Source organism: Coprobacillus cateniformis, from assembly GCF_009767585.1.
In the GTDB taxonomy this organism is placed as follows: Bacteria; Bacillota_I; Bacilli_A; order Erysipelotrichales; family Coprobacillaceae; genus Coprobacillus; species Coprobacillus cateniformis.
The window spans coordinates 941,169-955,239 of the sequence record NZ_WSNW01000001.1 but is presented as its reverse complement, the minus strand read 5'-3'; the positions used below and the strand labels follow the sequence as shown (position 1 = coordinate 955,239).

Below are 14,071 nucleotides of genomic sequence, written 5' to 3'. Positions count from 1 at the left end.
GTATGGATTATGCATTAGAAATTAATCATTTAACAAAAAGATATAAAGATTTTTGTGTAAAAGATATTTCGTTAAAGATTCCAAAAGGAACAATTATGGGATTAATTGGTGAAAATGGAGCTGGGAAATCTACAATTATTAATACTATTTTGAATATTGCTAAAAAAGATGAAGGTGATATTAAGATATTTAATAAGGATGTTTATCAATATGAAAGTGTTGTTAAAGAAGATATAGCAGTGATTTTTGATGAATGTCATTTTAATCCTAATATGAAACCAGATAAGATTGGAATAATGATGTCAAAGATTTATAAGAATTGGAATCAAGAAACATATTTAAAGTATTTAAATCAATTTCATTTATCTAAAGATAAAAAAATTAAAGAGTTCTCTAAAGGAATGAAAATGAAGTTGAGTTTTGCAGTTGCTTTTTCACATAATCCAAAACTTTTAATTTTAGATGAAGCAACAAGTGGATTGGATCCAGTTGTCAGAGAAGAAATATTAGATATTTTAAAAGATTATATAGTTAATGATGAAAATGCTGTTTTAATATCTTCACATATTACAAGTGATTTGGATAAAGTTGCGGATTATATTTCATTTGTACATGAAGGTGAACTGTTGTTTACTAAGACGTATGAAGATATTCAGGATAACTATGGAATATTAAGATGTGGCAAACAGATGTTTGAGATTTTAAATAAAGAAGATGTTATAGCATACAAAAAAGAGGAATTTGAATATCGTGTATTAATTCACAATAGACAGGATTTTATGAAAGTTCATACAGATGCCATTGTTGAGAAAGCTGATGTTGAAGACTTGATGCTATTTTATATAAGGGGGGAACGTGTTTTATGAGAGGAATTATTTATAAAGATTACTTGATTGCTTTTTTACCAAAGAATATTATTTCAATGTTAGCAAATATTATTGTTTCAATTGGAATTGTTATCTTTTTTCCTAATTATTATGGACTTGCTCTAACTGTTGCTTTAGCAATTCCTGTTTCTGGATCAGCTTTATTACAAATGACAATGGAGCAGGATGAACAATCTAACTTTGATAAAATGCAACTCACATTCCCAATGACAAAAAAACAAATTGTCCTATCTAAGTATATTGGTGGGTTAATGACTCAAAGTGTATTCTATTTGTTTTCGTTAGTAGTAACCTTATATTATTATTTCACTGGTGTTGCAGAGTTCATACCAGCTCTACAATTATGGATTTTAGGTATTATAGTAGGATTGATTTTCTTTGGTATTTGTTATACTGGATTTTATTTATTGGGAAATAAAAAAGGTTCTATTATGTATATGATATTTATGGTTGCTGCTGCTATTATTTATATTCTCAGTTTCTTTAATTTTGATGTTATGAGTATTGTGAACGTAAATCATAATATATTATTAATGATAGGAATAATTCTTGCTGTTATGACTCTCATAGGAAGTTATATACTTTCCGTGAAAATTTATACAAAAAGATATTCCTAGTAAAAAAGTTGGTTAACAGTGCTGATGACTATAAATTGGGTGTTTTTAAATTAATGCTAATGCCAAATAAAAAGAGGACGAATTTTTAATTCGTTCTCTTTTTATTTGGCATTAGCATGTTTAGTCCTTTTGAAGTATATTGTATTTAACCAATGCATTATATATACCATCGTGATCAATATCATCTGTTACATCACTGGCAACTTCCTTTAATTCTTGAGTTGCATTTCCCATAGCAATAGAAAGCCCAACGAATTCAAACATATCAATATCATTATGACCATCTCCAAATGCCATCGTTTCTTCAGGTTGAATATCATAATGTTTTAATACTTCACGAATGCCATTTTGTTTTCCACCTGTTTTAGGTATAATGTCTATAGCCAATTCATGCCAACGTGTTTTTTGACAATGAGGCATAATATCTAGGATGATATTTTCTTTTTGAGATGTTATATCATATGGAATAACTTGATAGATAGGATGTGAATAAGCGCGATTTATATCTTGAATATCAGGCAATGGTGTTGAAATGGCATCTTGAACAATTTGAACTGCATCATTATGATAATTAATATACATAAGTTCTTTTTCTACAAATATGCAAGGGAAAGGATGTTTATCAATGAGTTTTAAAATATTGTGAATATCATGAGAATGAATAGGTAAATCATAAATGATACCATCTCGATTATAGCAATATTGTCCATTGAGTGTAATGTATCCTTCAAATTCTAAGTCATGTATAGGTAAATCAACCATTTCAGATATATGACGACCAGTTGCAATAAAAGTATAAATTCCTTTTTCTTTTAGGTGCTGTAATGCAATTTGAGTGGAATATGGAACACTACGTGTTGTGTGAGATAATAATGTTCCATCAATATCAAAAAAGATAGCTTTAATCATTTTCGTTACCTCCGAATTATAGTATAATCATTATAGCATAAAGAAAGGGATATACGATGAAAAAATTAGCCCATAGAGGATATAGTGCTAAATATCCAGAAAATACAATGGAAGCTTTTATCAAAGCTTATGAACAAGGATTTGATGGTGTTGAAACAGATGTTCATTTAACTTTAGATGATGAACTTGTTTTGATTCATGATGAAAAAATAAATCGTACAAGTACTGGTAAAGGTTATGTTAAGGACCATACATTAAAAGAGTTGAGAAATTATAATTTTAATTATAAAGCTTATGGTGAATATCCTATACCGACTTTAAAAGAACTCTTAGAATTTATACAGGATAAAGAGTTTGTAGTCAATATTGAGTTAAAAACAGATGTTATTCATTATGATGGTATTGAAGCAAAAGTCTTAAAACTTGTCAAGGAATTAGGTGTTGAAGACAAAGTCTATTATTCATCATTTTATTTACCTACTCTATTAAAAATAAAAGAGTTAAATCCAGATGCTTATGTTGGATATTTAATGGAATTTAAATATAAAAAGAAATATCAAGAGTTGCTAGAAAACAATATTTTGGCATTCCATCCAAGATATACATTCTTGAATGAAAAAAGAGTTCAAGAGTTAAAACAACATAACAAGATTATTGCAACTTGGACAGTTCCAAATTTTAAAGAATATCAACGTTTAATTGACTTAGGAGTGGACATAATAATATCAAACGAATATTTCAAGTGAGGTAAAATTATGAAAACAACTGGTATGGTAAGAAGAATTGATGAATTAGGAAGAATTGTTATTCCAAAAGAAATTAGAAAGCAATTAATGATGCGAGAAGGAGAAAGTATCTCATTTGCATTGGAAGATGAGAAGATTATTTTAACAAAGTTCTCAATGTTAAATAAAATGGGTTCAGCAGTAGAACTTTTATTAGAAAGATTATACAAAAAGTATCATAACACTTTTTTGTTATGTGATAAGAAGAATATTATTGCATGTTCATCTAATGGGCTAGCAAAATATCAAAGAAAGCCAATTACAAAAGATTTTGCTTTAATGATTGAAAAAGAAGAAGATACTATTGAAACAATGTTGGAATTTGTGGATGATGTTGAAAAGGTGACAATTTTACCATTAAAAGGTACACAGGAAAATCTAGGTGCATTATTAATGTTGACAGATGAAACACCATATTATATGATTGATGAAACACTTCTTCAATTTGTGAAGGAGGTTATTGAGCAGGAGATGGAGACATGCGGTTAGATAAGTTTTTAAAAGTATCAAGAATTATCAAAAGAAGGACAGTGTCTAAAGAAATTAGTGAATCTTCACGTGTGAAGGTTAATGGCAAAATGGCTAAACCCTCTACAAAACTGAAGATTGGTGATATCATTGAAATTGAATTTGGACGCAGTATTTTAGTTGTTCAAGTGAAGGATTTAAAAGATCATGTCCTTAAAGATGATAGTACAATGTTATATGAAATTATAGAAGAAAAGAGAAAAGAAGAAGTATTCATTGATTAAACTTCTTCTTTTTTTGTTGTAGGATCATTTCTCTGCTTCATAAAAAGATAGACTTCAAAAAATAAATACTATCATAAATGAAAAGAAGATAAAGGTCTAATTTTTTATGTTGAGCATATGTTGTTGTGAGGAGGTCTATCTATGGATAATAATAGTTTACATTTTGAACAAACACCTTATCATCATATTTGTCTAAAAGATCGTAAAAGTTTAGAATTGACTGGTGTGAAGAAAATAGAAAGTTTTGATTCGTATGAATTTTTAATTGAAACTTCATTAGGGTATTTAAATATTACTGGAAGTGAATTGACTTTAGTTCGCTTGGATCAGGATCAAAACGAAGTGAGTATTAAAGGGAATATTGATAGTATGAGTTATGTTTCAGACAAGAAGAAATCTCATCAAAAGGAAAAAGGCTTTAGTAAACTGTTGAAATAATGGATTTATTGACACAGTTTCAATGTCTGTTTTATTCATTTCTTTTTGGTTTTGTAATGAGTGGTGTTTATCATGTCATTAATCGTTTTTTGTATAAGATTCCATATATTTTTCGATATATTTTACAGGTTGGAATTGGTGTATTGTTTGGTATTTTATACTTTTATGGTTTGGTTATTTTAAATGATGGTATTTTGAGACTTTATTTCTTTGTTATGATTTTTATTGGATATTTGTTCTATCAAAGATATTATGCTTATTATATTTTGTATCATTTAGAGATCTTTGTTCGTATTTTGAAAAGAATTATCGCACCTTTTGTCTTCTTTTTTCGTTATATTAATGGTATAATACAAAAAAGAGTGAAGAAGGTGAAATTAAAATGGCAAAGAAAAAAGGACCAGGATACAGAAGATTCATAGGATTTATATACTTAGGCATTTCTGCTATTTTAATTTATACTTTAGGGATGAATGCTTATCGTGTCTTTGGGCAAAAAAAGGAAATGGCTCATTTAGAGAGTAAAAAAGCTGAATTATTAAAAGAAAAAAAAGATTTATCTGAACAGGTTAAACTTTTAAATGATGATGATTATGTAGCACGTTATGCTAGAGATCATTATATCTTCTCTAAGGATGGAGAAGAAGTGGTAAAATTACCAGATTCAAAGAAATAAGCTTGTGCTTATTTTTTTGTGTTGCAGGAGGAAAATTATGATTGTATCATTTCGTATGCAGATGGAAGCGTTAAAAAGAGATCGCAAAATAACTGTCTATCTTCCTAAACGCTATTATCAAGAAGATAAACATTATCCTGTTTTATATATTCAAGATGGTCAAAATGCATTTTTTGACGAACTATCATATTGTGGTATCAGTTGGGGTTTTTTAGATTATGTAGAAAACATGGATTTAGATATTATCATGGTTGCTATTCCATGTAATGAAGCTGGATTTAAGAGAATGGATGAATATGGACCATGGAAAATTAATGAGGCATTTTCTTATCAGGAAACAGGAATTAAGAATAAGATTATTGGTGGTGAAGGCATAGCATATGTCAAATGGCTTATTGATGATTTAAAGACATATATAGATCAACGTTTTCGTACAATCCGTGAAGACACTGGAATTGTTGGAAGTTCTATGGGGGGTGTGATTAGTGCATATGCTGCATTAGAATATCCAGAAGTTTTTCATAAGTGTGCTGCACTGTCTACTGCTTTTTGGTTTTATATGGATGAATTTACTGATCTTATTGAAAAACATAATTATCAGGAATTAGAAAGATTCTATTTTGATTTAGGCGAGTTTGAAGGGTGTGGGGACGCCCGTATTGATGAATGGTATATTGAAAGTAATAATGATATTTATAGCATGTTAAAGGATAAAGTTGAGAGTTTAGAATATCGTTATTTTGAGGGGGCTGAGCATAATGAGGCTCAATGGCGCCAACGTGTTCCTTTGTTTATGGATTTCTTTTATGGAGGTAATGAAAATGTATAAAATGATTTTATCGGATTTGGATGAAACTTTATTAGTCGATCATCATGTCCCAGAAGTGAATCGTGCTGCTGTTGGGAAATTGGAATCTAAAGGTGTTAAGTTTGTTCCAGCAACAGGTAGGGCTTTTAATATGATTGGAGAAATTCTTCAGGAATTAGGTACATATCAAAAGGCAGGAGAGTATTCTATATGTTTTAATGGTGGATTAATTGTAGAAAATAAAGACAATCACATTCTTTATTTTAATGGTTTGACTTTTGAAGATACGAAGACATTGTTTGACATAGGGAAAGACTATGATGTATGTGTCATGATATTTACTTTGGATTGTTGTTATATATTTAAGGCTGATCCTGATGAGGTTGCTAGAAAAACTGCTCAGAAAGCAAGATTTGAAGTTATTGAGGATTATAATATGGACTTCTTAAAGGAGGCAAAGATAGCAAAAATTCTTTTTGAAAAACGTGATATGCCTTATTTAAAAAAGATAGAAGAAGACTTAGTTGATGTTACCAAAGGGCGTTTTGCAGTTAGTTATTCATCATATCGATATTTAGAGTTTAATCCCTTAGATGTAAGTAAAGGTTCAGCATTGCTATGGTTAGCTGATTATTTAGGAATCAGTCAAACTGAAACAATTGCTATAGGTGATAATTATAATGACACTTCAATGATAGAAACAGCAGGACTAGGTGTTTGTGTAGATGGAGCTACAGATGATATCAAAGCAATGTCAGATTATGTAACGACTGTTGATTATGATCAGGGAGCTGTTGCTGAAGTTATTGAGAAATTTATTGAAAGGGATGGTGAGTTTAAGAATGTATAAGTTAATAGCAAGTGATATGGATGAAACATTGTTAAATGATAATCATCAAATTTGTCAGCATAATATTGATATGATTTTAAAGGCGAAAGAGAAGGGTGTTAAATTTGTTCCAGCAACAGGAAGAGGCTTTATGTCGATCCAACATGATTTGAAAACTTTGGGTTTATATGATGAACTTGGTGAATATGTGATTTCATTTAATGGTGGTGCTTTAACAGAAAATAAAGATAATCAAATATTATTTTTTGAGGGACTTTCTTTTGAGAAAACAAAAGAAATATTTGAGTTTGGATTAGATTGTCATGTTTGTCAACATATCTATACAAAGGATACAGTTTATGTGTTCAATCTATCTGAATCAGAAGCCCAAAGAATTCAGAATCAAAAAGTAGAATGTGTTATTATGGAAGAAAATACAATTGATTTCTTAAAAGATCAGCCAATTTCAAAGATTTTATATCAAAATACAGATGTTCCTTATTTAATGAGTTTAGAACCTCAAATGAAACATATTTGGGAAGGTGAGTGTGCCGTAAGTTATTCTTCTAATCGTTATATGGAATTTAATAAATTAGGGGTAGATAAAGGTGCTGGATTAAAACATTTGGCAGAAATTTTAGGAATTGGCATAGAAGAGACAATTGCTGTAGGAGATAACTATAATGATATGTCTATGTTACAGGTGGCAGGATTATCAGTTGCTGCTGCGAATGCAGTGGATGATGTGAAAAAGGCTTGTGATATTGTAACGAAAGCGGATAATAATCAGGGTGTTGTTGCAGAAGTTATAGAAAGGTTTATTTTATAATTATGGATTTTAAGACAATTATTCAAAATGAAAGGCAACAGCCTTATTACAAAGAACTAGAAGCTTTTGTTAATCAAGAATACGCAACAAAGATTATTTATCCACCTAGAAATAGAGTTTTCCATTGTTTTAATTTTCAAGACTATGATGATATCAAGGTTGTCATTATTGGCCAGGATCCATATCATGAAGAACATCAAGCCAATGGATTGGCCTTTAGCGTTGAGCGAGGGGTACAAACACCACCAAGTCTTGTGAATATTTATAAAGAAGCACATGATGACGTAGGTATTGAAATTCCAAGTCATGGAGATTTAACATCTTGGGCACATCAAGGAGTTTTATTATTGAATACAGTTTTAACAGTACAGGCACACCGTGCAAATTCACATAAAGAAAAAGGTTGGGAAGTCTTTACAAATCATATTATTCAAGCTATGAATCAAAGAGAAAAGCCATTAGTATTTATTCTTTGGGGAAGACAAGCCATTGATAAGGCAAGAATGATAGATCAAACAAAACATTGTGTCATTACGAGTCCGCATCCCTCTCCCTTATCAGCATATCGTGGTTTTTTTGGTTCAAAACCTTTTTCTAAAACAAATCAGTTTTTGATAAGTCAAGGAATACAACCAATAGATTGGAGGATTCAATGATGTTTACACAAGTTGAAGAAGCAATCGCTTATATAGAATCAAAGAGAAATAAAAGAACTGTTGATCAATTTAGAGATACATTAAATAGATGCCATATTCATATGAAACAAAAAAATATGATACATATTGCAGGGACCAATGGAAAAGGGTCAACAGTGAATTATTTAAGAAGTATTTTAAATGCGCATGGATTTCGTGTTGGAACATTTACATCACCTTATCTTATTTGTCATAATGACCGTATTAGAGTAGATGATCAACCTATCAGTGATGAGGATTTATTGAAATATGTTAATCAATATTATGATATCATTGAAGAAGATGGTTTATCTATGTTTGAAATTGATGTTTTAATTATGCTTGCTTATTTTCAGTCTTTAGATTTAGATTATCGTATTATTGAAACGGGGATTGGTGGCTTGCATGATAAGACAAATGTTATTGATCCAATTATTAGTGCGATTACAAATATTGGTATGGATCATCAAAAACAGCTAGGTGAGAGTATCTATGATATTATTAATGAAAAAATGGGAATTATTAAACCTCATCAAATGTTTATTACAAGTGAAGCAAAAGGAACGATTTTAGCACGTTTACAAGAACAATGTGATGTTCAAGAAGCAGTTATGTATGTCGTTCCAGAATATCAGGTTTCACGTTATCCATTCCATTTTAGATATCGAAATATGGCATTTACACTTAAAAATCAAGGAATCTATCAAGTGACTAATGCTCGTTTGGCTTTAACGATTGCCTCTAAGTTAATCACTTTAGATACCCAGTTAACAACATCTGCTATTGAAAATGCAGCCTGGAAAGGTCGCTATGAAACTTTGCCTTATCAAGATGGAACAGTTGAAATTGATGGTGCCCATAATTTACCTGGAATCAAGGCTCTGATTCAAACTCTACGTGTCAAAAAAGAAGAAAATATTAGTATTATCTTTTCTTGCTTAGATGATAAAGATGTTCAACCGATGTTAGACCTTATGTTAAAAGAAGGTTATACAGTATATTTAACAACATTTAATGATGACAGAGCAATTGATATTACAACAGTTGAATCACAGCCACATTTAATTATTGTTGATAATTTTGTTGAGGCTTTACAGACGGCCTATATCAAAAAGAGTCATATTGTTATTACGGGATCTTTGCATTTTATATCTAGAGTTAGAAAATATCTGGTAGGATTAAAAAAATAAGGATATTGCATTGTTGTATGCAATATCCTTTTTGCTTATCTGGTATTAAAATTAAGAGGCTCATCAAATTCAGCCCAGTCAAAATAGACAAACTGGAAGATATAGTACTTTTGATTTTTAGGATCACGAACGATAAAGTGGTCTCGACCAACTTGTTCAATAGTCCCTTTATAAGCACGGTCACGCCAGTCAGTACTACCAGTATAAGTGAAATAAAACGTTCCAAGTTTTCCAATATTTAAACGTAATATGTTTTCAAGATATGTTTGGGCAGCAATTGGAGATGGTAATGATGATTGAGTTGTTTGACTGCCTTGTAAAATAGATTGATTGTTAGTATCCATAGACCCTCCTACAAGTCACAATTTAATTTCCCACCTGGGGCATAAAAACAATGATTTTTATACCGTCCGGTTAATTGCCCATAAAATTGATCAGGACATGCAGTGTTAGAACCGGGGTTCTTAAACCATAAAGCGCTATAAGCTGGTTCAACACGATAACCGTCGATATTTCTTAATGCGAGTTCACGTTCTTTGGCATTGACTGGTTGATTAAATAATGGTTGGCCAACACCAGAAAAAGCATTCTTCTGATAGACGACTTCAGAAATGTTGCGAGTATCTCTAAAAACATCACAATTTGCCACAACACGATTGACAATGACGTTACCAACCATCAACATACCTTCATCACCTTCGCCTAAGGCTTCCGCTTTCATGATTCTTGCCAATAATTCGACGTCATTCTCGTTAAATGCGATTCTTGGGGACAAGTTCATCACCTCTTTTTACTATATGCATGAAATCAAAATAATTGCCTATTATTTAAAAAATAATGGTACGTTCAACACTATTTTTATTTCATAGAATTTGGCGAATTTTTTCTTTTTGAAAATGACACGAATTTATGTTTTTTTAAAATGCTTTGTGTTAAAATAAAGATATAGGTAAGCACTTTCACATTAAAGTCAAGGAGGAGAAATTATGGGTAAAGAAATTGTTGCAATGATTCTAGCAGGTGGTCGAGGAACGCGTCTTGAAGCATTAACAGCTAAAGTTGCGAAACCAGCTGTGTACTTTGGAGGAAAATACAGAATTATTGATTTTCCATTAAGCAATTGTGCCAACTCAGGAATTGATATTGTTGGAGTTTTGACACAGTATGAATCAGTTTTATTAGGAACGTATGTAGGTGCTGGATCTAAGTGGGGGCTTGATGGAAATAGTTCATTAGCCGCTATTTTACCAGCTCGTGAAAGAGGAGAGGTTGGAGCAACTTGGTATGCTGGTACGGCAGATGCTATTTATCAGAATATCAGTTTCCTAGATCAATATGATCCTGAATATGTTTTGATTCTTTCAGGAGACCATATTTATAAAATGGATTATGCAGATATGTTAAATGCACATAAAGCAAAAGGTGCTGATTTAACAGTGGCTGTCTTAAATGTTTCTATGAAAGAGGCAAGTCGTTTTGGAATTATGAATACCAATAAAGATGGTACAATTTATGAATTTGAAGAAAAACCAGAAAAACCTAAATCTACATTAGCATCTATGGGTATTTATATTTTCACTTATAAAGAATTAAGAAAATATTTAATTGAGGATGCTAAAGATGAAAGTAGTAAGCATGATTTTGGTATGAATATTATTCCAATGATGTTAAATGAAGGTAAGAAATTATATGCTTATGAATTTGCTGGATATTGGAAAGATGTTGGAACTGTTGAAAGTTTATGGCAAGCCAATATGGATTTATTAGATGATAAGGAATTAGATCTTTATAATATTAAGAAAGATTGGAAAATTTATACTGAAGATACATTGAGTAAGCCTCAGATTATTGGAGAAGAAGCAAGTGTGAAAAATTCCCTTGTTACACAAGGTTGTATAGTCAATGGTGATGTCACTGGTTCTGTTTTATTCAACAACGTTTATATTGGTGAAGGTGCAAAAGTTGTTGATTCTGTGCTCATGCCAGGAGTATTGGTGGAAGAGGGAGCAGAAATCTATAAAGCCATTGTCGATGAAGGTGTTGTAATCAAAGCGAAGAAAGTTGTCAACAAGGAAGCTAAAACAGTTGAACTTGTTAGTGACAACGCGAAATAGGGGGTTAAGAATATGGCAAAAGTAGTAGGATTAGTAAATTTACACTCTGATGTATCTTATGAAGGATTAACGGAAAGAAGACCAGTTGCTTCGGTAAGCTTCTTGGGTCGTTATGGTATTATTGATTTTGTTTTATCAAATATGTCTAACTCAAATGTTGATACGGTTGGTGTTTTGATTAAAGAAAAACCGAGATCTTTATTTAAACATTTGGGGAATGGTAACTCTTGGAACTTTAACTCTAAATCTGGAGGGGTTTCGCTTCTCTATAATGAAAAATGTGCAAATAATGCTTTATATAATCATGATGTTAATAATTTAATTGAAAACATTGCGTTTTTACAAAAAGCAAAAGCTGATTATGTTGTCATTGCACCTGCACATATTATTACAACAATGAATTATGCTGAAGTTGTAGAAGCTCATGCGAAATCAGGAGCTGAGATTACAGTTGTTTATCAGCGTATTAACAATGCTAATGAAACTTTTGTAGGTTCAGATTATTTAAGGTTAAAAGGAAAACAAGTGACTGAAATTAAACAAAACAAAGGAAATCGTAAAGAAAGAAATATTTCTTTAGAAACATATGTTGTGAATGCAAAAGTGTTATTAGAGTTATTAAAGTATGCAAAGAAAATCAGTTCATTCTTTGATTTAAAAGATACTTTGGCATATCTATGTGATGAAAGAAGAATTATGGCTTATGAATATAAAGGATTTGCAAGATGTATTGATTCTTATGAATCTTATTATAAAGTGAGTATGGAATTTTTGGATATGGATATTTCAACACAGGTGTTTAAGAGTACTTGGCCTATTTTCACCAATACAAATGATACTCCACCAACAAAATATTTAAAGAATGCTCAAGTGAAAAAGTCATTTGTTGCTAATGGTGTCATTGTTGATGGTGATGTTGAGGGAAGTATTTTATCACGTAATGTTGTGATTGGTAAAAATGCTGTTGTTAAAAACTGTATTATTCTTAATGGATCACATGTGAGTGCTGGAGCACATTTAGAAAATGTGATAATTGATAAAGATGCACGTATAGAAAAGAAAAAGGAACTGGTAAGCGTAGGTGAGCCACTGTACGTCAAAGAAGGAGATGTTGTATAATGAGAATTGTTTTCGCAACAAGTGAAGCAAATCCATATATCAAATCTGGTGGTTTGGCAGATGTTTTGGGGTCATTACCTAAGGCACTTGTTCAAAAAGGTCATGAGTGTATTGTTGTTTTACCAAAATATCAAGATATGAAGTTGGCTGAGACGTTGGAATATGTTGCAAGTTATGATATTTGGGTAGGATGGAGAAAGTGCTATTGTGGTGTTTTTACTGCAAAGCATGATGGTGTCACTTATTATTTTATTGATAATGAACAATATTTTAGAAGACCAGGTCTTTATGGATATGATGATGATAATGAAAGATTTGCATTCTTTGATTTTGCAGTTTTAGAATTAATGTCACATGTTGATATCAAACCAGATATTTTACATTTACATGACTGGCAAACTGCAATGATTGCAACTCTTTATAAGGAAAGATATGCTTATTATGAATATTATCAGGGAATTAAAATTGTATTTACAATTCATAATATTGCTTATCAAGGAAAATGTGATCCAAAATTATTAAGTGACCATTTTGGATTAGATAATTACTTATATTATAATGGGAATTGTCGTAATGATGGATGTTTTAATATGATGAAAGCAGCTATTTATTATAGTGATGTAGTGACAACTGTTTCACCAACTTATGCTCAAGAAATATTAACAGATAGTTTTGGTGAGGGATTACAAAGCATTTTGCAGATGCGTAGACATGATTTGTATGGTATTTTAAATGGTATTGATTATGAAACTATCAATCCATCAACTGATCCTGAAATTGTTGAACACTTTGATATGACGACAGTTGATGAAAAGAAAGTTAACAACAAAACAGCTCTTCAGGCTGAATGTGGATTACCAGTGAATCCAGATGTTCCATTAATTGGGATTGTTACAAGATTAACTTGGCAAAAAGGTTTAGATTTAATTATTGATCGTATGGATGAATTAATGAAACGTGATGTACAAGTTGTTATTTTAGGTGCTGGAGATCAAAAATATGAGGAACCACTCAAAGCTATGGCAGCTTATCATACACAAAAATTATCTTTGAATTTGAAGTACGATTTCGGATTATCATGTCGTATTTATGCAGGGTGTGATATGTTCTTAATGCCTTCATTGTTTGAACCTTGTGGTTTGTCACAAATGATGTCATTACGTTATGGAACAATTCCTCTTGTTAGAGAAACTGGTGGATTAAAAGATAGTGTTGAACCGTACAATGAATTTGAAAATACAGGAATGGGATTTAGTTTTACAAATTATAATGCGCATGAAATGATGGATATTATTGATTATGCATTACGTATATATGCTGATAAAGAGAAGTGGCAAGGTTTAGTACATCGTGCAATGGAAGCGAAACTTGACTGGGATAAAAGTGCTGATGCCTATTTGAAAGTTTTTAATTCATTGTTAGATTAAGCAAAAGAGATAGGGGA

19 protein-coding genes are annotated in these 14,071 nt (G+C 31.1%); 16 read left to right on the top strand and 3 right to left on the bottom strand.

The features are described from left to right. Positions 1-2: 2 nt before the first annotated feature. Both GQF29_RS04920 and GQF29_RS04915 read left to right on the top strand, forming a co-directional pair. Positions 3-866 carry an ABC transporter ATP-binding protein gene (locus GQF29_RS04920; protein ID WP_008790015.1) on the top strand — a complete coding sequence of 288 codons (864 nt, stop codon included), beginning with the start codon at positions 3-5 and terminating at the stop codon, positions 864-866. Continuing rightward, a complete protein-coding gene (locus tag GQF29_RS04915) occupies positions 863-1,504 on the top strand; it encodes an ABC-2 transporter permease (RefSeq protein ID WP_008790014.1) in 642 nt (213 codons plus the stop codon). The genes GQF29_RS04920 and GQF29_RS04915 overlap by 4 nt, the downstream gene beginning before the upstream one ends. Before the next feature lie 120 nt (positions 1,505-1,624). Here the strand turns inward: GQF29_RS04915 and GQF29_RS04910 are convergent, their stop codons facing one another. After that, positions 1,625-2,413, bottom strand: a complete 789-nt coding sequence (locus GQF29_RS04910; protein WP_008790013.1) for a Cof-type HAD-IIB family hydrolase — start codon at positions 2,411-2,413, stop codon at positions 1,625-1,627. A 56-nt stretch (positions 2,414-2,469) separates the two neighbouring features. Here GQF29_RS04910 and GQF29_RS04905 point away from each other — a divergent pair, with 56 nt between their 5' ends. From GQF29_RS04905 to GQF29_RS04855, 11 genes are all read left to right on the top strand, one after another. Further along, entirely contained in the window at positions 2,470-3,159 is a 690-nt protein-coding gene (locus tag GQF29_RS04905) for a glycerophosphodiester phosphodiesterase (RefSeq protein ID WP_008790012.1), read from the top strand. A gap of 9 nt (positions 3,160-3,168) precedes the next feature. Beyond that, positions 3,169-3,687: an AbrB/MazE/SpoVT family DNA-binding domain-containing protein gene (locus GQF29_RS04900; RefSeq protein ID WP_008790011.1), complete on the top strand. Its 519-nt coding sequence runs from the start codon at positions 3,169-3,171 to the stop codon at positions 3,685-3,687. Next, on the top strand, positions 3,678-3,950 hold the full coding sequence (locus tag GQF29_RS04895; RefSeq protein ID WP_008790010.1) for an RNA-binding S4 domain-containing protein: 273 nt from the start codon (positions 3,678-3,680) through the stop codon (positions 3,948-3,950). Before GQF29_RS04900 ends, GQF29_RS04895 begins: the two co-directional genes overlap by 10 nt. A gap of 141 nt (positions 3,951-4,091) precedes the next feature. Next, on the top strand, positions 4,092-4,388 hold the full coding sequence (yabP, locus tag GQF29_RS04890; protein WP_008790009.1) for a sporulation protein YabP: 297 nt from the start codon (positions 4,092-4,094) through the stop codon (positions 4,386-4,388). Further along, complete coding sequence (gene yabQ, locus GQF29_RS04885) at positions 4,388-4,810, top strand: spore cortex biosynthesis protein YabQ (RefSeq protein WP_008790008.1); 423 nt, start codon at positions 4,388-4,390, stop codon at positions 4,808-4,810. The genes yabP and yabQ overlap by 1 nt, the downstream gene beginning before the upstream one ends. Continuing rightward, positions 4,771-5,064 (top strand): FtsB family cell division protein, encoded by a 294-nt coding sequence (locus tag GQF29_RS04880; protein WP_008790007.1) that lies wholly within the window; start codon positions 4,771-4,773, stop codon positions 5,062-5,064. The genes yabQ and GQF29_RS04880 overlap by 40 nt, the downstream gene beginning before the upstream one ends. A 37-nt stretch (positions 5,065-5,101) precedes the next feature. After that, entirely contained in the window at positions 5,102-5,893 is a 792-nt protein-coding gene (locus GQF29_RS04875; protein ID WP_008790006.1) for an alpha/beta hydrolase, read from the top strand. After that, the gene (locus tag GQF29_RS04870) at positions 5,886-6,722 is read left to right on the top strand and encodes a Cof-type HAD-IIB family hydrolase (protein WP_008790005.1); all 837 of its coding nucleotides are present in this window, start codon (positions 5,886-5,888) and stop codon (positions 6,720-6,722) included. Before GQF29_RS04875 ends, GQF29_RS04870 begins: the two co-directional genes overlap by 8 nt. Then, the gene (locus tag GQF29_RS04865) at positions 6,715-7,530 is read left to right on the top strand and encodes a Cof-type HAD-IIB family hydrolase (RefSeq protein WP_008790004.1); all 816 of its coding nucleotides are present in this window, start codon (positions 6,715-6,717) and stop codon (positions 7,528-7,530) included. The genes GQF29_RS04870 and GQF29_RS04865 overlap by 8 nt, the downstream gene beginning before the upstream one ends. Positions 7,531-7,532: 2 nt before the next feature. Further along, on the top strand, positions 7,533-8,186 hold the full coding sequence (locus GQF29_RS04860) for a uracil-DNA glycosylase (protein WP_008790003.1): 654 nt from the start codon (positions 7,533-7,535) through the stop codon (positions 8,184-8,186). Further along, positions 8,183-9,394, top strand: a complete 1,212-nt coding sequence (locus GQF29_RS04855; protein ID WP_008790002.1) for a bifunctional folylpolyglutamate synthase/dihydrofolate synthase — start codon at positions 8,183-8,185, stop codon at positions 9,392-9,394. The genes GQF29_RS04860 and GQF29_RS04855 overlap by 4 nt, the downstream gene beginning before the upstream one ends. A 35-nt stretch (positions 9,395-9,429) precedes the next feature. On the opposite strand, the gene GQF29_RS04850 is transcribed toward GQF29_RS04855, so the two are convergent. Beyond that, a complete protein-coding gene (locus tag GQF29_RS04850) occupies positions 9,430-9,738 on the bottom strand; it encodes a spore coat protein GerQ (protein ID WP_008790001.1) in 309 nt (102 codons plus the stop codon). An 8-nt stretch (positions 9,739-9,746) separates the two neighbouring features. Further along, positions 9,747-10,115 (bottom strand): cell wall hydrolase, encoded by a 369-nt coding sequence (locus GQF29_RS04845; protein ID WP_270601341.1) that lies wholly within the window; start codon positions 10,113-10,115, stop codon positions 9,747-9,749. A gap of 265 nt (positions 10,116-10,380) precedes the next feature. Here GQF29_RS04845 and GQF29_RS04840 point away from each other — a divergent pair, with 265 nt between their 5' ends. The 3 genes from GQF29_RS04840 to glgA are packed head-to-tail and all read left to right on the top strand — an operon-like array spanning position 10,381 to position 14,054. Further along, on the top strand, positions 10,381-11,508 hold the full coding sequence (locus GQF29_RS04840) for a glucose-1-phosphate adenylyltransferase (protein WP_008789999.1): 1,128 nt from the start codon (positions 10,381-10,383) through the stop codon (positions 11,506-11,508). A 12-nt stretch (positions 11,509-11,520) separates the two neighbouring features. Next, entirely contained in the window at positions 11,521-12,627 is a 1,107-nt protein-coding gene (glgD, locus tag GQF29_RS04835; protein WP_008789998.1) for a glucose-1-phosphate adenylyltransferase subunit GlgD, read from the top strand. After that, the gene (glgA, locus tag GQF29_RS04830; protein WP_008789997.1) at positions 12,627-14,054 is read left to right on the top strand and encodes a glycogen synthase GlgA; all 1,428 of its coding nucleotides are present in this window, start codon (positions 12,627-12,629) and stop codon (positions 14,052-14,054) included. The genes glgD and glgA overlap by 1 nt, the downstream gene beginning before the upstream one ends. Positions 14,055-14,071: the final 17 nt, after the last annotated feature.

What these genes read in the sequence shown, in the direction of transcription:
- GQF29_RS04895 (WP_008790010.1), top strand. Translation starts at nt 3,678, where the DNA reads ATGCGGTTAGATAAGTTTTTAAAAGTATCAAGAATTATCAAAAGAAGG.
- GQF29_RS04840 (WP_008789999.1), top strand. Translation starts at nt 10,381, where the DNA reads ATGGGTAAAGAAATTGTTGCAATGATTCTAGCAGGTGGTCGAGGAACG.
- GQF29_RS04920 (WP_008790015.1), top strand. Translation starts at nt 3, where the DNA reads ATGGATTATGCATTAGAAATTAATCATTTAACAAAAAGATATAAAGAT.
- glgD (WP_008789998.1), top strand. Translation starts at nt 11,521, where the DNA reads ATGGCAAAAGTAGTAGGATTAGTAAATTTACACTCTGATGTATCTTAT.
- GQF29_RS04875 (WP_008790006.1), top strand. Translation starts at nt 5,102, where the DNA reads ATGATTGTATCATTTCGTATGCAGATGGAAGCGTTAAAAAGAGATCGC.
- yabP (WP_008790009.1), top strand. Translation starts at nt 4,092, where the DNA reads ATGGATAATAATAGTTTACATTTTGAACAAACACCTTATCATCATATT.
- GQF29_RS04855 (WP_008790002.1), top strand. Translation starts at nt 8,183, where the DNA reads ATGATGTTTACACAAGTTGAAGAAGCAATCGCTTATATAGAATCAAAG.
- GQF29_RS04910 (WP_008790013.1), bottom strand. Translation starts at nt 2,413, where the DNA reads ATGATTAAAGCTATCTTTTTTGATATTGATGGAACATTATTATCTCAC.
- GQF29_RS04905 (WP_008790012.1), top strand. Translation starts at nt 2,470, where the DNA reads ATGAAAAAATTAGCCCATAGAGGATATAGTGCTAAATATCCAGAAAAT.
- GQF29_RS04900 (WP_008790011.1), top strand. Translation starts at nt 3,169, where the DNA reads ATGAAAACAACTGGTATGGTAAGAAGAATTGATGAATTAGGAAGAATT.
- GQF29_RS04850 (WP_008790001.1), bottom strand. Translation starts at nt 9,738, where the DNA reads ATGGATACTAACAATCAATCTATTTTACAAGGCAGTCAAACAACTCAA.
- GQF29_RS04870 (WP_008790005.1), top strand. Translation starts at nt 5,886, where the DNA reads ATGTATAAAATGATTTTATCGGATTTGGATGAAACTTTATTAGTCGAT.
- GQF29_RS04860 (WP_008790003.1), top strand. Translation starts at nt 7,533, where the DNA reads ATGGATTTTAAGACAATTATTCAAAATGAAAGGCAACAGCCTTATTAC.
- GQF29_RS04915 (WP_008790014.1), top strand. Translation starts at nt 863, where the DNA reads ATGAGAGGAATTATTTATAAAGATTACTTGATTGCTTTTTTACCAAAG.
- yabQ (WP_008790008.1), top strand. Translation starts at nt 4,388, where the DNA reads ATGGATTTATTGACACAGTTTCAATGTCTGTTTTATTCATTTCTTTTT.
- GQF29_RS04845 (WP_270601341.1), bottom strand. Translation starts at nt 10,115, where the DNA reads ATGAAAGCGGAAGCCTTAGGCGAAGGTGATGAAGGTATGTTGATGGTT.
- GQF29_RS04880 (WP_008790007.1), top strand. Translation starts at nt 4,771, where the DNA reads ATGGCAAAGAAAAAAGGACCAGGATACAGAAGATTCATAGGATTTATA.
- GQF29_RS04865 (WP_008790004.1), top strand. Translation starts at nt 6,715, where the DNA reads ATGTATAAGTTAATAGCAAGTGATATGGATGAAACATTGTTAAATGAT.
- glgA (WP_008789997.1), top strand. Translation starts at nt 12,627, where the DNA reads ATGAGAATTGTTTTCGCAACAAGTGAAGCAAATCCATATATCAAATCT.